Genomic DNA, 18,025 nt, shown 5'->3' on the forward strand with positions numbered 1-18,025 from the left:
TAACCCCAATTTTCATCCACCTTTGTGAGCCCCGGCTCATGAGGATTCCCGCGAAGGCGGGAATCCACTTTGAACAGAATGGATGCCCGACTAAGGATCTCGGGCATGACCAATAATAGGGAGCACATCTGTAAATATTATCTTGAGACGGTTAATAATTCATTCGATATGACAACTGTTTATTTTCGATGTATGGAGCAAGTAATATTATTAACAAGGAGGGAAATATGTCTCTTTATGTGATTCAGTTTTGGACAGTATGACGTTTTCAAGACCAACAAATTTTGAGCGTTGAAAAATAAATGAAAGAGATGACCTCTGAGAAGATAAAGAGACTGCGATGAGATTCGATGAGTTGGACAAAACCATGCGTACTTTCGAGACTGCATTGGATTATGCTGTGATTCCTGGCATTTATATAGTGGCAAGGGTTGACGGTCGCGGCTTCACCAGATTGACGAAAGAGGTTCATCGTTTCGAAGCCCCTTATGACGAGCGGTTCCGGGACTATATGGTGGAAACAGCGGTTCACCTTATGCAGTGCGGATTCAATGTCACGTACGGCCACACGCAGAGCGATGAAATCTCGCTCCTCTTCTACCGCTATGAAACGACGTTCGGAAGAAAGATTCGAAAATATATCTCCGTCCTCGCCGGCGAGGCGAGCGCTAAATTCTCTGTTCTCTCTGGAGGTATAGCCTCCTTGGACTGTCGGATCTCCCTTCGTATCGCACGTCAGATTGCCTTGAGGACATCCTGCAAAGAATCTCTTGGCCTAACCAATTTTGACGATTCAAAAACTGTCACCTCCAGGGGAGCGGTAAAGGTGTGTTACCTCGCCGCTTTCGGTCTCCTGCAAATGAAAGATTGGCAGCGATATCTCACGTCGGAGCAACAGGCCTCACGGAGATAATGACCTCTGTCTGGGAAAAAGAGCCTTCCCTCATAAACTTCAGAGTGAGCCTTGTGCTAGCAGCATTGGCAAGGGGAGGACGATCAAAATCCATCACCTAATGATACATGAGCTTCCGCTCAAGGTCCGTTGAGCGGGAAATCCTCTTTGCCTCATCAAGGGTAATGATGTCCTGCCTGCAGAGCTGGATCAGATGCTGGTCCAGGGTCTGCATGTAATATTCGTCACGCCCTTTTTCGATGTATTGTTCAAGCTCGTCAAGATGACCGTCCCTGATACAGGATTTGATGGTGGATGTGGCAGACATCACCTCAAGGGCTGGCAAAAGGCTTTCGCCGCTCTTGCCGCGGACGAGGCGGAGGGATATCGTGGCCACGAGAATCTCGCCTAATCGGTGGCGGACATTCTCCTGAGTCTGAGTCGGAAAGTATCCCATAATGCGGTTGATCGTGGAAGCCGCATTGTGGGTATGAAGGGTCGAAAGAACCAGATGGCCTGTCTCGGCGGCCTTAATGCAGGCATCGACGGTGTCGAGATCTCTCATCTCTCCGACCATAATGACATCAGGGTCCATGCGCATGGCGGCTCTCAGCGCCCCACTGAAACTCTCCGTATCGATACCCACCTCTCTCTGGACAATACAGCTCTTGTTTGAATGGAAGATATATTCGATAGGATCTTCGATGGTAACGACGTTGTAGTTGAAATTGTCATTCATGTGTCGGATCATTGCAGCAAGGGTCGTGGACTTTCCATTCCCCGTCGGACCGCAGACGAGGATCAGTCCGTTCGGGGCCTTGACGATGCTTCCCAGGATCTGGGGGAGATTCAGTTCCTCAAAGGTGCCTATATGGTGGGGGATCACGCGCATCACAAGGCCGATAGAGCCCCTTTGACGAAAGATACTGACCCGAAAACGGCCCACCTTCTCCAAGGTATAAGCAGTGTCGAATTCTTTAATGTCTTCCGGGAGCTTCCGACCATGCTGCTCCAGCACGGTAGAAGCAACAAACTCGGTATCCTTCGGGGTCAGGCTGCTCAGCTTTGAACGAATTAGATGGCCGCGGGCCCTGAACATGGGGGGATTGTCGACCTCAAAGTGTACATCGGAAACCTTTTTTTCAAAAGCGATTTCAAGGATCTGTGTTAAGCTGGCGATGTCCATAGATATTCCCCCCTTAGACAATAGTATCGTATTCTTTTCACTTCTGAGCCGCCTTCCTCAGCTGTTTGAGATACAGAGTGTTTTCCATTACGAGACCGGCCTCATTTGCAATAAGTTCCAGGAGATCCGTATTAACGGGAACAGCCTCTTTGAGACCGAAATCGCCATAGGTCAGGGTCATGGTCTTCCCATGGCTTTTCACCGGAACCAGGAGTATTGTCGGTCTCAGGGGCCTTCCGATCTCTGCAAAGAGATGGTCCTTCAGGATTTCACAGGAGCTCTCTCCATAAAAGATCTCACCCTTTTCAATTGCAGTGCGGAAGACCGAAGGTTTTGAGAGCGGGACCTTCAACACCGATGCAGGAGCCGGTCCTTCGTCCCGCGGGCCATAGACTCCGATTGCCTTTTCTCCGGTGAGTTCTCCGGAACGAACGATGAAGGTAACGGATCGATCGCATATCCCGGAGATATGCTGCAGAAGTGCAAGAGACACAGCTGCGGGGTTGTGGAGGTTCCTGAGGGACAGGATGCGGTCTTTGAACGTGCCGACGTCCTGGTCCATCACGGATGGATATTCCTGCTCATGAAAACAGGTACTGATATATGATTTGAAGGCTTCCAAAAAGGCGATAGTATCAGGAATGAACGTTGCTGCCCGTGTCTCCCTCGAAGGCTTAGGGAAAACCGCCCTGATGCTGTTCTGAAAAGCCCTTAAAAGGGAGGAATAATCGTGAGAAGCAGACATCTGTACTATGGAAACCCATGGATACCGCTCCCTGATCCCTCGCCGGATGCTCTTTATCTGTTCCCGGAAAAGCAGTCCTCCCGAGGTCTCCGGATCATCAAGAACAAGCAGGGGCAGGACCTTTATGGCGAGGCACTGGTCTATGATCCGATTGAGTTCTTCGTTGCTGTCCGTAGCAAAGACGAGGACGCCCTCATCCTTGCAGATGGTCATGACCGAGTGTTTGATGAGTTCATCCTCACTGAACAGGATGAGTCCCTTCGTCAGCCGTCCCGTCCTTTGCGATCCGTCGTAGGCCCTTTTTCTTGGTGTGGATTTCTCCAGGAAAGAGGCAAAGGTCTTCTGCTCGTCAGGTGAAAAGTCGGCTAGAAGCTCCTTCATCCTCTGACGATGAATTCCGGCCGGGTTGAAAATCTCGTTTGCCGCGATAGACTCGGGTATCCTCCTCTCCAGGCGGTCGAGGTCACCCAGCCCGAGGTCTTCTGCAGTGATGTGTGAAGGCCTCGCGATACTCCCCGGAGTCTCTGGTGGAGGAAGTACGTCCGCAAACAGTTCTTCATCCGACATGACCGCCTTCCCGGACTTGCGATCACGTTCCCGTTCATCGAAAATACGAAGGGCATCCATAAGAATCATCTGGGCGTCAATGCCTATCTCCTGCTCCATCCTGCCGACGTCATAGCTGCATTCAGCGGATACCGCTATGGCTTCCGTGTCAAGGGTGAAGGTCCCCGCTGTCCAGCCTATGAGTTCAACGACGGCTATCTCGATCAGCTTCTTCAGCCCCCTATACGCCTCGTCACGTCTGAGTTTGCCGAGTCCGATGAGCGTTGCGATCAGGGGCTTGCGGTCTTTTCCGGCACGGCCCTGCACTTCGAGCGCCTCTTTGAGATCGGCGGCGGTTATGGCATTCATCTTTACCATAACCGTGCCGATGCGGACCCTGTTGTTGAGGTGAGTCGCACCAACGATCAATCCTTTACTGAAAAAGATGCGGCTCTCCCCCCTGCTCCCGCTGACGGAAAGGGTGCCGGATTTCCGCGTCGTATTGACCATCTGAATTACGTCAACAATGTGGAGTTGCTCTAAGTCTCCGGTAAAGGCCATAGTGCGTGATTCGAAAGCGTTGGTTTCGGATAGGGAAGAATAACACAAAAGACGGAGGCCGGTAAACATAACAGCCTTTTCGACCGCGAATCGGATGCCAACGCCGCAGTTTATGAATCATCGAAGATGGAGGTCCGCTCAATCACCTTCGATATCGTATATAATGAAGAGACCATGAAAGAGGAGGTAAGAGCCATGCTGCCTGAAGATCTGGGGGAACTGAGAAGACTCTACCTGGGATTCACCTCTGCGCGGGTCGTGCTTACGGCAAACAACCTGGGGGTCTTTGACTATCTGAAGAGGCCTTTGACGGCTGCCGAAGCTGCAAAGAAACTGAAGGCCGACCACCGCGCGATGGAGATACTGCTCGATGCGCTTGCCGGGATAGGGATGATTCATAAGGGTAGGGATGGGAGATACCGCAATTCCGCGCTGAGCAATCGCTATCTTGCCAAGGGTGCGCCCCACTTTCAGGGAGATATCGTCAGGCACGCTTCAACGATGTGGCAGAACTTTTCGGCCCTCGATGAAGTCGTGAGGACCGGAAGACCTGCCCGAAAAGACTTTGACCACGAATCATTCATTCTCGGCATGCATAACCTGACGATATTCCGCACCGAAGGACTCATAAAGGCGATCGGGCTCAGGGGAGTGAAGACCGCCCTTGACCTTGGCGGCGGCCCCGGTACGAATGCGATGGCCATGGCAAGACAGGGTGTAAGGGCGACGATCTTTGACCTTCCCGCGACGGTCGCCATCGCTAGGAGGGTTGCGCGGCGCGAGGGAATCAAGGGGCTCAGCTTTCTTGAGGGCGACTTTCATGTGGATGATATCGGTTCAGGCTATGACCTCATCCTCATAAGCCAGATACTCCATGCCTTTTCTGTTCGGGAGAACAAGGCGCTCCTCGCCAGATGCAGGAATGCCCTGAATCCCGGAGGGAGGGTTGTGATTCAGGAGTTTCCGATCAATGATGCACGGACCGCACCTCCCCAGAGCGCGCTCTTCTCTGTCAATATGCTTGTGGGCACCGAGAGCGGACGGTGCTATTCGCCCCGGGAGATGAAAACGTGGCTGAGAGAAACAGGCTTCGGGAACCTTGTTACAAAGAAGTTGCCGGAAACGGTTGTTGTTGTAGGCAGGGTGAAGCCTGAGACGCAGGTTGTTCATGCCTTGTCAGACGGGAGGATGAAGGAGGAAAAGACCTTCGCCTATAATAGCCGATAACGATGCGCCGGATGATTGATTTCCATACCCATGCCTTTCCTGATGAGATGGCAGACAAGGTGATGAAGATGCTTGAAGGAGAGGGTGGGGTCAAGGCAAGTCTTGACGGGAGGATATCATCTCTCCTTTCGTCGATGGAGAGAAACGGTATCGAGAAGAGCATCGTCTGCTCCATCGCCACGAAACCTTCACAGTTCGATGCGATCCTGGCATGGTCAAAACAGGTCAGGTCCGAAAGGATCATCCCTTTCCCTTCGATCCATCCCGGTGACGAACGGTCTGTCGAGAGGGTCGCCAGAATAAAAGGCGAGGGGTTTAAGGGCATCAAGTTCCATCCCTATTATCAGGACTTCGATGTGGACGAAGAGAGGATTTTTCCGATCTATGAAAAGGCAGTGGAGGAGAACCTCATCGTCGTTATGCATACGGGCTATGATTTTGCTTATCCCCGTATCAGTAAGGCAGACCCGGCCAAGATCGCGAGTGTCATGGAGAAGTTTCCCGAACTGAAGCTCGTGACGACCCATCTCGGGGCATGGGACCAATGGGAAGAGGTCGAGAAGCTCCTCCTGGGGAAGAGGATCTATATGGAGATCTCCTTTTCCCTCGAATATATCAAGAAAGATGTTGCCAGGAGCATCATCCTGAACCATCCGAAGGATTATATTCTCTTCGGCAGCGACTCGCCCTGGACGGACCAGGGAAAGACCCTGTCCCTCCTCAAGGACCTCGGACTCGGTCAGAAGAGGGAAGTTCTCATTTTGAGGGACAATGCCGTCAGGTTGCTCAATTCTGTTTGACCTTACCGGCCTCCCGAACAAGATAGTTTTATGCAACTGGAAGGTTAACTGTTTGCCGTTGTTGAAAATAACGCAGTGGTGTGATAATCTACAATTCCGAATTTTTTGAAGGGGAGAATCTTGGAAACGAGCGTGGCTCTTGACGAAAAACTGCTCCTTTCGGGCAATGAAGCCATAGCCCGCGGCGCCTTTGAGGCCGGAGTGAAAGTTGCCGCTGCCTACCCCGGAACGCCTTCAACAGAGATACTCGAGAACCTCGCAACGTATGAAGGCGTCTATGCAGAGTGGTCTCCCAATGAGAAGGTGGCCCTGGAGGTGGCACTGGGAGCGTCTTTCGCCGGCGTAAGGGCACTGGCATCGATGAAGCACGTCGGTCTCAATGTGGCTGCCGATCCGCTCTTCACGTCGGTCTATACCGGTGTGAGGGGAGGACTGGTGATCATCACCGCCGATGATCCCGAGATGCACAGCTCCCAGAATGAGCAGGATAACAGGAACTATGCCCTTGCCGCCAAGGTCCCGATGCTCGAACCGGCGGATGCTGCGGAGGCAAAAGATCTCTTAAAGATTGCGTACCGGATAAGCGAGGAGTTCGATACGCCTGTCCTTTTCAGGACTACCACGAGGGTCTCCCATGTAAAGGGCGCTGTCCCCGTCGGCGAGGTTGAGGCATCGGCTGCAAAGCCGGGTATCGAAAAGATGCCGGAGAAATTCGTCATGCTCCCCGGCCACGCCCGGAAACGGAGGGCCGAGCTCGATAAGCGCATGGCGCGACTGAGGGAATTTGCCGAGACCTTCCCCGGCAATAGGATCGAATGGGGCGAGAGGAAGCGCGGCTTCATCACGTCCGGGATATCCTATCTCTATGTGAAGGAAGCCTTCCCTGAGGCCTCGGTCCTCAAGCTCGGCATGGTCTATCCCTTCCCTGAAAGGACGATCAGGGACTTCTCAGAAGAGGTGGAGGAGCTCTTTATCGTTGAGGAACTCGATCCCTTTATCGAGCTCCATGTGAAGGCCATGGGAATCGCCTGCAGAGGGAAAGAAGTCATCCCGGCAACGGGGGAATTGAACCCTCGTGTTGTGCGGAGTTGCATCACCGGTGAAGAGGGCAAGAAGATCTTTGAGCCAGTTCCGATCCCTCTGAGACCGCCGAACCTCTGCCCCGGATGCCCCCACAGGGGAATATTCTATGCCCTGTCGAAACTCGGTCTCTTCGTGGCAGGAGACATAGGCTGTTACACGCTGGCTGCGCTCAGACCCCTCTCTGCCATGGACTCCTGCGTCTGCATGGGAGCGGGCATCGGGAATGCCCTCGGCATGGAGAAGGCCCTCGGCAGAGAGGCCCTCGGGAAGATCGTGGCGGTCATCGGCGATTCAACATTCTTCCATTCAGGGATCACGGGACTGATCGACATCGTTTACAACAGGGGTTTTACAACGGTCATAATCCTCGACAACAGGACTACGGGTATGACCGGTCACCAGCCCCATCCTTCCTCAGGAATGACCGTACAGGGGGTTTCCACGACGCCCGTGGATATTGAGGCCCTCTGCAGGGCAATTGGCGTGCGGCACGTTTACACCGTCAACCCTAACGACATCGAAGGGACTCAGAGGATCGTGAAGCGGGAAAGCGAACGGTCGGAGCCTTCCGTTATTATCACGAAATCGCCTTGCGTGCTCCTCCCTGAGATGAAGAAACGCAAGGACAGGAAACTCTATGTCGTGATACCGGAGAAATGCAAAGGCTGCAAGACCTGCCTGAAGCTCGGATGTCCTGCGATCGAGTGGGCGCCGCTCACGCCGGAGGAGGCGAAAGAGCTTGGGTACAAGGAGACTCAGGAGGGATATTCGAGGATCAACGCAGTCCTGTGCGACGGCTGCGGACAGTGTGCCCCCCTCTGCAAGTTCAAGGCGATTGTGGTGGCAGGAGAAGAGGGTGGGTAGGACTTCGAACATTCTCCTCTGCGGTGTTGGAGGACAGGGTATATTGCGTGCGAGCGAGGTCGTCTCTTCGGCGCTCATGAACGCGGGATACGATGTGAAGCAGAGCGAAGTGCACGGCATGGCCCAGAGAGGCGGGTCTGTGGTGGCACATCTCCGCTATGGCGGGAAGGTGTATTCTCCGCTTATCGAATATGGCGACGCTGACTTCGCCGTAGCCTTCGAGCTCCTCGAGGCACTCCGGTATCTCCCCTATTACAACAACGAGACCAAGGTGATCGTCAACACCCAGAAGATCTTGCCTGCCCCGGTCTCGATGGGCCTGGAGTCTTATCCCGGCGATGTCCTCGATCAACTCGACAGCAGGGGCATCAAGGCCTTTCCCCTTGATGCCTTTGAGGTGGCGAGGTCTGCAGGAGAGGCAAGGGCGGTCAATATGGTCCTTGTAGGCGCCCTCTCTTTCCTCCTTCCTATTGAGGAAGAGGTCTTCTTTAACGTGATAGAGAAGAGGATGCAGGAGAAGTTGCGCAAGGCGAATCGTGAGGCATTCGTCATAGGGAGGGAAACGATAATGAGGATGCAATGTGCAATGCGATCATGATCCTGTCTCTGGCTTCGAATTGAGTTCAGGAGGTTTTTCGCGGAAATGAAATGATATGGAATGAGGAATTCGAAACGCTCCCCCGTGAAGCTTTGGAAGCGCTTCAGTTGAAGCGGCTGAAATCACTTGTCGAGCGGGTCTATGCCGCCGTCCCTTACTATCGCAGCAGGATGGAAGAGTCAGGTGTGGAGCCTTCGGATATCAAATCTCTCGCCGACCTCCGGAAGCTCCCCTTTACCACGAAAGAAGACCTCAGGATCAATTATCCCTTCGGCCTCTTTGCCGTGCCCTTCGAGAGAGTAGTAAGGATCCACGCCTCTTCGGGAACGACCGGCAAACCCACGGTAGTGGGCTATACAAGGCATGACATAGAATCGTGGGCTGAACTCATGGCGAGGACCCTCTCCTGCGGAGGGGCACATCAGGGTGATGTCGTGCACAATGCTTACGGATACGGGCTCTTTACCGGAGGCCTCGGCGCACATTACGGCGCTGAGAAACTCGGTGCAGCGGTCATTCCCATATCGGGCGGCAATTCGAAACGACAGATCATGATCATGCAGGACTTCGGCTCAACGGTACTCTTATGCACCCCTTCCTATGCCCTGAACCTTGCCGACGTCATGAGAGAGATGAATGTAGACCCCTCTTCCCTGAAACTCCGCGTCGGGCTCTTCGGCGCAGAGCCCTGGAGCGAGAATATGAGGGAAGAGATCGAGAAGAAGCTCGGCATAAAGGCGATCGATATGTACGGGCTGAGCGAGGTCATGGGCCCCGGTGTTGCCAGCGAATGCATCGAGGAGAAGAGGGGGCTCCATGTTTTTGAGGATGTCTTTATTCCTGAGATAATCGATCCTGAAACAGGAGAGCCCCTTCCGCCAGGAACACCGGGAGAGCTTGTCTTCACAACGATAACGAAAGAGGCCTTCCCCGTGATACGGTACCGGACAAAGGACCTCTCGAGGCTGATTCCTGAACCCTGTTCCTGCGGCAGGACATCCCTCAGGATGCAGCGGATAACGGGAAGGACGGACGACATGCTCATCATCAGGGGAGTGAATGTCTTCCCCTCTCAGATAGAGCACGTGCTCATGAGCGTCGAAGGCGTCGAGCCCCATTATCAGATCATCGTTGACAGGGAAGGGTCCCTCGATGTCATGGAGGTCCAGGTGGAGGTGAGCGAGGATATCTTCTCCGATGAAGTCAAAGTCCTCGAACAACTCGGCAGACGCATCGAGCGGGAGATCAAAGACCTTCTCGGTGTTTCGTCCAAGGTCAAGCTTGTCGAGCCGAAGACCATTCAGAGGAGCGAGGGCAAGGCAACAAGGGTCATAGACAACCGGAGGATATAGGACGTAAAAGCTGACAATTCTGGTTCATGACTGAGAAGTGATAAAGGTGCGAGAGGAGGTCGTATGAAGGTCGAACAGATATCGATATTCCTTGAGAACAAATCGGGCAGGCTTGCCGATGTGGCGGGTGTTCTGGCGCGGGCGGGAATAAACATACGGGCCCTCTCTCTTGCAGATACCGCTGACTTCGGCATTCTGAGACTGATCGTTCATGACACCGAGAAGGCAAAGGTCGTACTCAAGGAGAACGGCTTTAGTGTCGGAAAGACCGAGGTCCTGGCTGTCGAGGTCGCAGACCGGCCCGGAGGGCTCGCGGAGATACTGAACGTCATGAAGGCTGAAGGAATAAACGTGGAATATATGTACGCCTTTGTCCGGAGGAGCGGCGGCAATGCCATCATCATATTCCGCTTTGATGAACTTGAGAAGGCGATCGATAGCCTGCAGAAGGCCGGGATCAAGATACTGAAGGGGGAGGAGGTCTACCCCCTGTAATCGCCGAAGACCCTGGAGACTGTGGCCCGGGACCAAACCCCTCTGATGCTGTTCTCATAACAGAACTTTTCAAACGGTAACCACTCGGACGAGTCGCCTCTTAACATTGCGGTGACCTAGAATGACAAGCATCCTCTGTACTTTTTCTGTAACCCTGCTATTATTGAAGAAGGAACCACTGAAAGGAAAAGGTCGTGGGACACAAGACGATACTATTATTAAGCCTCGTATCTTGTCTCTTGAGCGACCTTTACGGAAAGGAGATTGAGATGAGGATTTCAAGCGCAGCCTTCGGGCACAACGGACAGATACCGAAGAAATATACCTGTGATGGCAGTGATGTCAACCCGCCGCTTACGTTTGCAGAAATTCCGGCCGATGCACGATCCCTTGCCCTCATAGTTGATGACCCAGATGCCCCCATGGGCACATGGGTACATTGGGTTGTTTGGAACATAGACCCGGGGACCGCAGAGATAAAAGAGAACTCTGTCCCCAAGGGATCAGTGCAGGGCATGAATGATTTCAGGAAACACGACTACGGAGGCCCATGCCCGCCTTCCGGAATACACCGATATTTCTTCAAGCTCTATGCACTTGATACGACCCTGAATATCGGCGCGAGTGCAGGAAAGAGTGCCCTTGAATCATCAATGAAAGAACATATCGTTGCAAAAGCACAATTAATGGGGCTTTATGAAAGAAGCAGGTGAATGAAGCAAGTTCTTTTCACTTTGCAGATCGAATGAGAACAACTGTTCTTCCCGGGAACAAGCACACCAAATACAGTTGTCATGCTTGAACCTTTCAAACGGTAGCCACAGGACGAGTCGTCGAGCCTAGAAACCTTAGAAATGACACGTAAGCAGAGCTGCCGATAAGCCCGATTCTTGCTTCCAATCCGATGCCCATTTTCCGAGGTGTATCATTTATATATCTCGAGAATGCAGATGGGCTATACTATGAGCGGCCGGGAGCAACCAGGAATGCCAGACGGAAGGAAAGCGTGACCAGACCAAGAAGAAGATTACGGCTGATAGCGGGAGTTGCAGGAGTCCTTCTTGCGCTTATGCTGGTCGCTTCTCTCCTGGCGCCCCACTTCATTGATTCAGAGTCGGTACGGCAGAAGATAAAGGCGGCCGTATCCAAGAAAGTCCCCGGCACCGTGGATTTTCAGAAAATCGAAGTCTCGCTCTTCCCTCGTCCCACGGTAACCATCAGCAAGGCAAAGCTCTCTCTCCCCGGAAAGGCTGAAGGTACCATCGGATCGCTCAGGATATATCCTCAGATCATTCCGCTTTTCTCAGGAAAAGTCCGACTGTCGAGCATTCTCATTGAAGATGCTGTTGTGTCCCTTCGTCTTCCGGAAAGGAAGAAGGAGAAGACTCCCTTTTCGATTGCCGGTCTCGAAGGAGATCTATCGGAATTGATGAAGACACTTTCATCTGCTGCACCAAGGCTCCATATTGTGGTGGAAGGAGGCATGCTCAATCTCTTTGATGAAAAGATGCCTCTTTTTTCTTTCACTGACATCCATGGAGAGTCTGCGTTCCCGCCCGGTGAAAGTTCGCTCACCCTTGTCGGCGTCTCCAACATAGCAAAGGGTATCTCCCTCGGATTCCGTCTCGATCCAGGAACGTTTCAGGGAACTGGAACGTTCCATCTGACAGGTTTCAGACCTGAGACGCTCATCGATTATCTCTTCCCCGATGCCCATCTGCGCCTCGGCGAGTCAGAGGCGAACCTCAATCTCTCGGTGCAAATGCGGGGGTTCAAGGATGTGCGGGCGGAGGTGAGAAACTCACTGCCTCTCCTTACGGTGATCAAGAGAGGAGAGAAAATAGCTATGAAGGGGATCAGCACCCAGGCGCTCCTTGTCTTCAAGGACGGGAGTACCGAACTGACCCTTGATGAATTGAGGATCGAAGATCCTCAGCTTGACCTGCAGGGAAAGCTCCTTGCGAATGAATCTCCCGGCACCGTCAGTCTTGAAGTCGGAGGTACGATCAAGGACGTCCCCGCGCTCCGAAGGACGGCCCTTCCTCTGGCAGGAGAGGTGCCGGCGGTCCAGGGCGTTTTCAGTTATGTGAGAGGCGGTACAATTCCGATGATAACGTTTCGAAGCGAGGCCCGGGCCTTCGGTGATCTCGGCGGAACAGAGAATACCGTCTTGAAGGGACGTTTGGAAGACGGGGATATCTTTATCCCGGGGCCTCAACTCTCCCTCCGGGCTGTCAGTGGCGACTGTATCATTGTAAAGGGTGTACTGGAAGGAACGAATCTTGAGGGTCATTTTGGCCACTCCTTCCTGAACAAAGGGAAACTGAGGGTAGGCCTGAGGGGGGAAGATGCCCCGCTTCATCTCGAGACATTAGTACAGGCGGACGTCACGGACGTTTTCAGTGTGCTGAAGAAAGTTGTAAAAGATGAAGCCTTTCTCGACGAGATCAACCGTGTCGATGCTTTGCACGGCAGGGCTACAGGCAGGCTTGTATTAGGTGAAAGCGTTGCGTCGATCAATCCCTATGCGGATGTATCGGACATCTCTCTTGTCGCCAGCTACCAGAGGTTCCCCTTTCCCCTTGAGATCAAGGGCGGGCGGTTTCTCTATGATGGAGAGAGGATCAGGGTGAAGAATCTCAGCGGCAAGGGAGGCAGATCATCATTCTCCGCACTCACCGGACAACTCGGCCTGGGGGATACACACTATGCCGAGGTCCTTTCGGGGAAGGCTGACATCGTACTTGATGAGATCTACCCGTGGTTACGGTCTTTCGAAGGGTTCAAGGGGTCTCTGGAGGAGATAACGTCGCTCTATGGCATGGTCACCCTCAATGCCCTGAACCTTAGAGGACCGCTCAAGACGCCGAAGGAGTGGCGTTTCGCCACAGCCGGTGAAATTGACAACCTCTCTGTCGAGTCATCCCTCTTTCCAGGGTCGCTCTTGCTAAGGAAGGGAGGTTTCGATGCTGACGAGAATGTCGTCTCCCTGAGAAATGCCGAGACCGAGTTTCTCGATGCCTCGGCAGTGATTTCAGGCTCCCAGCATGGTTACCTGGGATCGTCTCAGAAGACTGATCTGTCCTTGCAGGGCAAGCTGGGATTTCAAGCCTTTGGGTGGGTCGCGGACCGTGTCGGTCTCCCAAAGGAGATTTCACCGAACTCTCCTCTTACTCTTCAAGAGATTTCGGTCGAATGGGACAGGAGCGGTACGGCCGCTCTGAAAGGAAACATGCGCTTGGACAAGGGACCCGAAGTCTCCATCGACATGGTCAAGAGTCCGGAGGCATTGGTCATACATAAGCTGACCCTGAAGGACAAAGTATCCGACGGAAGCTTCGGTCTTGATTACAACGAGAAGAGGGTGAAATTCTCCTTTGCCGGGAAGATGAATGGTGAAACCCTGGATAGCGTTATCGCGGGAAGGAAGTTCGGGCGAGGCTGGATTGACGGCGACTTCACGACCGAAATTCGGAGGGAGAAGCCCCTCAAATTTGCGGTGCAGGGCAGGATGACCGGCGGGGATCTTGTTTTCCCTTGGAAGGAGAAGCTTCCGCTCACGATAGACAGGATTTCTTTGGGCGCCGATAAAGGTCGCATCACGGTCGAATCAGCTTCGCTGAGACTGGGCGATAACGTCTTCTCTCTCAGCGGAGACGTCAAGGATACCGAGAAGGGTGCTTTACTCGACATGGATCTTTTTACCGATCGTATTAACGTCGACACCATAAGGGAGCTAACCAGGGGAGGGGGAGGAACGAGAAAAAGCGAAGAAGAGCAGGCAGACATAGCAGAGAACCTTGCCGTTGCGGGGACGGTGAGATTCAGATCAAATCAATTTACCTATGAGACGTTCACCTGGGAGCCTTTCCAGGCGGTTCTGTCCCTTGGCCACAATCGAGTTGATGCTCTTGTCACACAGGCATCGCTCTGTGGTATCTCCTTCCCCGGCACTGTTGGTGTGAGTCCCAAGGGATTATCTCTGGATTTTGAATTGCTCGCTGAGAATCAGGACCTCGGAGAATCCGTTGCGTGTTTTTTTGTACCGAGAGGAGTGAAGGAGCGCGTGACGGGCCGCTTTGATCTCCATGGTCATGTGACAGGAGAGGGGGACGGCAGAAAACTCCTCGAATCTTTGAAGGGTGATATAGAGTTTAACGCAAGAGACGGAATCATTTACGAGGATGTGCGTCTCGTGAGGGTTCTGGCCTTTCTGGAGCCCACTGAATATCTGAAGGGCTTCCGGAATTACCGGAAAGAGGGCATTGCCTATCATACTATAAAGAGTCGTTATGATCTGAGGGATGGCAAGATCGAGATAAAGGAAGCAGTCCTTGACGGAGATTACCTGAAGGTCGCTGCCGAGGGCACCACTGATATCATAAACGGTAAACTCGACCATACCGTTCTTGTCTCTCCTATAAGAACGGTCAATAAGTTTATTGAGAAGATCCCCCTCGTGGGCACGATCCTTGGCGGCACTCTCGTAACGATTCCGCTCAAGGTGACCGGTGATATCGAGGACCCGAAGGTGAGTTACAATCCGGTTTCAGCCGTCGGGTCAGGGTTGTTGGGGATGATGAAGAGGACCCTCAAGGCGCCGGTGAAACTCATTGAGGGCCTTGTGCCGGCCGAGAAGAAGGATTAGGGCCCTCTTTCTGGACGAAGCGTCCTATCAGGAGGATGTTTGGCGGATCGGCGGTACCTCGTTGCCGGAATCGCATCGCATGTGCAAGGCTTCGATCCATGTCTGCCTGACCGTTATTTGTAAAGTACGTTTACTTTCTGTCTCTTTCCTGAGATAATGTTGTTGACGTCAACGGCCATTCGACCGAAACGAGAGGTATGCAGACTTGCAGGCATTTGGGTTCGCGGCTGACAGTGAAAAGACAAATGATCGTACCCATTCTCCGGGTATGAGGAGAATCTCTGTGAAGGTAATTATCTCAGCAACTGCCGCGCTGCTTTTGTTCATGCTATTCGCGACCTCGAGTTGGGGAGGCGAGACCCTCCCGCGCGTGCGCTCAAAGGGGGTTGTCCGCTGCGGAGTCAGTGAGGGACTTCCGGGTTTCTCTATGAAGGACAAGAATGGACGCTGGACAGGTTTTGACGCAGACTTCTGCCGTGCGGTCGCTGCCGCTACCCTGGGAGATCCGGAAAAGATAGTGTTTGTGGCGTTGTCAGCCTCGGCCCGCTTTCCTGCGCTCCTGAACCGCGACATCGATCTCCTCATGCGCAACACCACCTGGACGCTTGGACGGGAGGTTCTGCTGGGCACCGCCTTTGCCGGGGTCCTCTATTATGACGGTCAGGGATTCATGGTCCCTTCAAAAAGCAAGGTCCGTAAGGTCTCCGATCTGAACGGCGCCACGATCTGCGTCGAGAGGAGGACTACTCACGTGGAGGGGTTGGCAGACTATTTTGGACAACAGGGGCTTCGTTATACGCCGCTTGTCATTGAGACCCTGCCTGATGTAAAGACCGCCTTCTTTTCTGGACGATGCCAGGCTTATACCTCTGACAGGTCGCAGCTGGCTGCGGTGCTGATGGATGTACCCGAAGGCCCAAGAAGATTTAATATCCTGCCTGATGTCATTTCAAAGGAACCTCTGGGGCCGGTCGTAAAGCGTGGAGATGAGGAGTGGTTCACGCTTGTGAAATGGGTCCTCTTCTCCCTCATCGAAGCAGAGGAACTTGGTATAACCAAAGAGAATGTTCGTGCAGCAAAGACTGCGTCTATGAGTCCTGCGGTGAAACGGTTTCTTGACGCAGACGGGAAATTCGGAAAGGCCCTGGGAGCTTCACCTGAATGGACTGTCCGGATAATCGGGAGCGTCGGGAATTATGGCGAGATCTTTGATCGGAACCTCGGCAGCGAAAGCGCATTGAATCTCGAGCGCGGCCTGAATCGTCTCTGGAACAAAGGAGGATTGATGTATGCGCCTCCCTTCGAATAGCCCTTATTGCCTGTCTGCTTCCGGCTTTGTAATGGCCGGGGCACGCTACGGAATTGAGAGTCTATCCTTCCCGTTCTCTCCCGGGCATTTCATTGATCAGGAGCAGCTGCATGTCTGATCTCCAGACCATCATCACGTTCGTTGTGTTCTGCGGAGTCATTGCAGCGATAGCCTTTGATCTTATCGACATGGCCGTTACCGCGATGCTCGGACTCTGCGTTTTGCTGGTGGCCGGGATTTTTACCGGCGAAGACGTAGGGGTCGTGATCCATTCGGCAGGAGGTCCGCTGGCGCTGCTCTTCGGCGGCATGGTTGTTGCCAGAACGCTCGTCCCGACGGGCATCTTTGATCACGTGGGAACGAGATTTCTGCGTCTGACCAATGGAAGCGGCAAGAGATACATCCTGGGAATTTTCATTCTTGTCGCGCCCTTATGTGCTTTCCTCCCGAACGCCACTACCGTGATCCTTGTGGCCCCGATCATAATTCGCGTCGCCATTGCATTAGAGGTGGACTTTGTCGGACCCATGGTGCTGACCGCGATTATCAGCAATTCCGCAGGTCTCCTCACCCTTGTGGGCGATCCCGCCACCTTCCTCGTCGGCAGTTCAATCGGGCTGACATTCAATCAGTACCTGAAGAGGGTGAGCATAGGAGGCCTGTTGTCTTTAGTCGTGCTCGTTCCGCTCATGCCGCTGATCATGAAGGATGTGTGGCGTGTCCGGAAGCCTATTCCCGAAATCCTGGAGCTGAAGCCGATTCAGAAGCCTCTCCTCCTTGTCTGCTCTCTCGTGGTCCTTGCCGGCATGGTCCTGCTCTTCCTCTTTGGTGAATACCTGCCCGTGCGGATCGTTCCTCCATCTGTCTCAATCATCGCTGCCTCCCTCGCGCTCTTGATTATCTATGGCACTCATGTTGAGCCTGTTGACAAGGTGTTGAAGGATGTCGATTGGAAGACACTCATATTTCTCACGTGCCTCTTCTGTCTCGTGCAGGCCCTGAGCAAGACAGGCATACTCAGCGGCATGTCACGGAACCTCCTTACGTGGTTCGGCACTGACCTCCCCCTTGTCGGATTGGCAATGCTCGCCTTTGTAAGTCTCTCATCGAGTCTTATAGCCAACATCCCTGTTGTGGCGGCAATGCTGCTTCTCGTCAAGGGCTATCTGGTGGCGGCCCAGCTTGTGCCTGACTATGCCATGGGTGCGGCCTTCACAGACTGGCCTTTAGCGACTCTTCCGGTCTTCGTGGCGATGATGTTTGGCGGGACCCTGGGGGGGAACGCCACCCTCATCGGCGCCTCGGCGAATGTGGTGAGCGCAGGCATCTGCGCGGCTGAGGGGAAGAGGATTACCTTTACGACATTTCTGCGGTATGGCATACCTCTCACCGTCTGTCAACTCCTTGTTTCAGCACTCTATGTCTTCGGCCTGTTTCTCTTTGTGGGACGGTAGCAGACGTTCCACGGTCATCCCCCTGTAGCTTCTTACTCAACGAAAGAATCCCCTGTAAACAGAATTGTAAAACTACTTCGTAATTCTCCGAGTTGCATCTGCCGTGCATCCATGATATAAACATAATTATTAACAGTCTCAAAATAATATTTACAGATGTGCTCCCTATTATTGGTCATGCCCGAGATCCTTAGTCGGGCATCCATTCTGTTCAAAGTGGATTCCCGCCTTCGCGGGAATGACGGCCAAGAATGTGCAGACTATT

13 protein-coding genes are annotated in these 18,025 nt (G+C 53.2%); 11 read left to right on the forward strand and 2 right to left on the reverse strand.

Features of this window, described 5'->3' with window-relative positions; genetic code table 11:
- The first annotated feature begins 340 nt into the window (after positions 1–340).
- A complete protein-coding gene (locus VFG09_08105; protein ID HET6515107.1) occupies positions 341–913 on the forward strand; it encodes a tRNA(His) guanylyltransferase Thg1 family protein in 573 nt (190 codons plus the stop codon).
- Between the two features lie 97 nt (positions 914–1,010).
- Here VFG09_08105 and VFG09_08110 read toward each other — a convergent pair whose 3' ends face one another.
- A complete protein-coding gene (locus tag VFG09_08110) occupies positions 1,011–2,078 on the reverse strand; it encodes a PilT/PilU family type 4a pilus ATPase (GenBank protein ID HET6515108.1) in 1,068 nt (355 codons plus the stop codon).
- Positions 2,079–2,115: 37 nt separating this feature from the next.
- The gene (locus tag VFG09_08115) at positions 2,116–3,930 is read right to left on the reverse strand and encodes a DUF4388 domain-containing protein (protein ID HET6515109.1); all 1,815 of its coding nucleotides are present in this window, start codon (positions 3,928–3,930) and stop codon (positions 2,116–2,118) included.
- 195 nt (positions 3,931–4,125) lie between these two features.
- Here VFG09_08115 and VFG09_08120 point away from each other — a divergent pair, with 195 nt between their 5' ends.
- The 10 genes from VFG09_08120 to VFG09_08165 all read left to right on the forward strand — a co-directional run bounded on the left by VFG09_08120 (position 4,126) and on the right by VFG09_08165 (position 17,760).
- A complete protein-coding gene (locus VFG09_08120; protein HET6515110.1) occupies positions 4,126–5,157 on the forward strand; it encodes a methyltransferase in 1,032 nt (343 codons plus the stop codon).
- Positions 5,158–5,168: 11 nt separating this feature from the next.
- Entirely contained in the window at positions 5,169–5,957 is a 789-nt protein-coding gene (locus tag VFG09_08125) for an amidohydrolase family protein (GenBank protein HET6515111.1), read from the forward strand.
- Between the two features lie 120 nt (positions 5,958–6,077).
- Positions 6,078–7,904 carry an indolepyruvate ferredoxin oxidoreductase subunit alpha gene (gene iorA / locus VFG09_08130; protein HET6515112.1) on the forward strand — a complete coding sequence of 609 codons (1,827 nt, stop codon included), beginning with the start codon at positions 6,078–6,080 and terminating at the stop codon, positions 7,902–7,904.
- Complete coding sequence (locus VFG09_08135) at positions 7,897–8,502, forward strand: indolepyruvate oxidoreductase subunit beta (GenBank protein ID HET6515113.1); 606 nt, start codon at positions 7,897–7,899, stop codon at positions 8,500–8,502. Before iorA ends, VFG09_08135 begins: the two co-directional genes overlap by 8 nt.
- A gap of 50 nt (positions 8,503–8,552) precedes the next feature.
- Positions 8,553–9,854, forward strand: a complete 1,302-nt coding sequence (locus tag VFG09_08140; protein HET6515114.1) for a phenylacetate--CoA ligase — start codon at positions 8,553–8,555, stop codon at positions 9,852–9,854.
- A 63-nt stretch (positions 9,855–9,917) separates the two neighbouring features.
- Complete coding sequence (locus VFG09_08145) at positions 9,918–10,349, forward strand: ACT domain-containing protein (protein ID HET6515115.1); 432 nt, start codon at positions 9,918–9,920, stop codon at positions 10,347–10,349.
- 269 nt (positions 10,350–10,618) lie between these two features.
- Positions 10,619–11,062 carry a YbhB/YbcL family Raf kinase inhibitor-like protein gene (locus tag VFG09_08150; protein HET6515116.1) on the forward strand — a complete coding sequence of 148 codons (444 nt, stop codon included), beginning with the start codon at positions 10,619–10,621 and terminating at the stop codon, positions 11,060–11,062.
- 293 nt (positions 11,063–11,355) lie between these two features.
- A complete protein-coding gene (locus tag VFG09_08155) occupies positions 11,356–14,997 on the forward strand; it encodes an AsmA-like C-terminal domain-containing protein (GenBank protein HET6515117.1) in 3,642 nt (1,213 codons plus the stop codon).
- A 283-nt stretch (positions 14,998–15,280) separates the two neighbouring features.
- A complete protein-coding gene (locus tag VFG09_08160) occupies positions 15,281–16,306 on the forward strand; it encodes an amino acid ABC transporter substrate-binding protein (protein ID HET6515118.1) in 1,026 nt (341 codons plus the stop codon).
- A 110-nt stretch (positions 16,307–16,416) separates the two neighbouring features.
- Complete coding sequence (locus tag VFG09_08165) at positions 16,417–17,760, forward strand: SLC13 family permease (GenBank protein ID HET6515119.1); 1,344 nt, start codon at positions 16,417–16,419, stop codon at positions 17,758–17,760.
- Positions 17,761–18,025 lie beyond the last annotated feature (265 nt).

The organism is Thermodesulfovibrionales bacterium, assembly GCA_035686305.1.
Classification (GTDB): domain Bacteria; phylum Nitrospirota; class Thermodesulfovibrionia; order Thermodesulfovibrionales; family UBA9159; genus DASRZP01.

Excerpts from the sequence above, each read along its gene's own strand:
- VFG09_08105 (HET6515107.1), top strand. The coding sequence starts at position 341 with ATGAGATTCGATGAGTTGGACAAAACCATGCGTACTTTCGAGACTGCA.
- VFG09_08110 (HET6515108.1), bottom strand. The coding sequence starts at position 2,078 with ATGGACATCGCCAGCTTAACACAGATCCTTGAAATCGCTTTTGAAAAA.
- VFG09_08115 (HET6515109.1), bottom strand. The coding sequence starts at position 3,930 with ATGGCCTTTACCGGAGACTTAGAGCAACTCCACATTGTTGACGTAATT.
- VFG09_08120 (HET6515110.1), top strand. The coding sequence starts at position 4,126 with ATGCTGCCTGAAGATCTGGGGGAACTGAGAAGACTCTACCTGGGATTC.
- VFG09_08125 (HET6515111.1), top strand. The coding sequence starts at position 5,169 with ATGATTGATTTCCATACCCATGCCTTTCCTGATGAGATGGCAGACAAG.
- VFG09_08140 (HET6515114.1), top strand. The coding sequence starts at position 8,553 with ATGATATGGAATGAGGAATTCGAAACGCTCCCCCGTGAAGCTTTGGAA.
- VFG09_08145 (HET6515115.1), top strand. The coding sequence starts at position 9,918 with ATGAAGGTCGAACAGATATCGATATTCCTTGAGAACAAATCGGGCAGG.
- VFG09_08150 (HET6515116.1), top strand. The coding sequence starts at position 10,619 with ATGAGGATTTCAAGCGCAGCCTTCGGGCACAACGGACAGATACCGAAG.
- VFG09_08165 (HET6515119.1), top strand. The coding sequence starts at position 16,417 with ATGTCTGATCTCCAGACCATCATCACGTTCGTTGTGTTCTGCGGAGTC.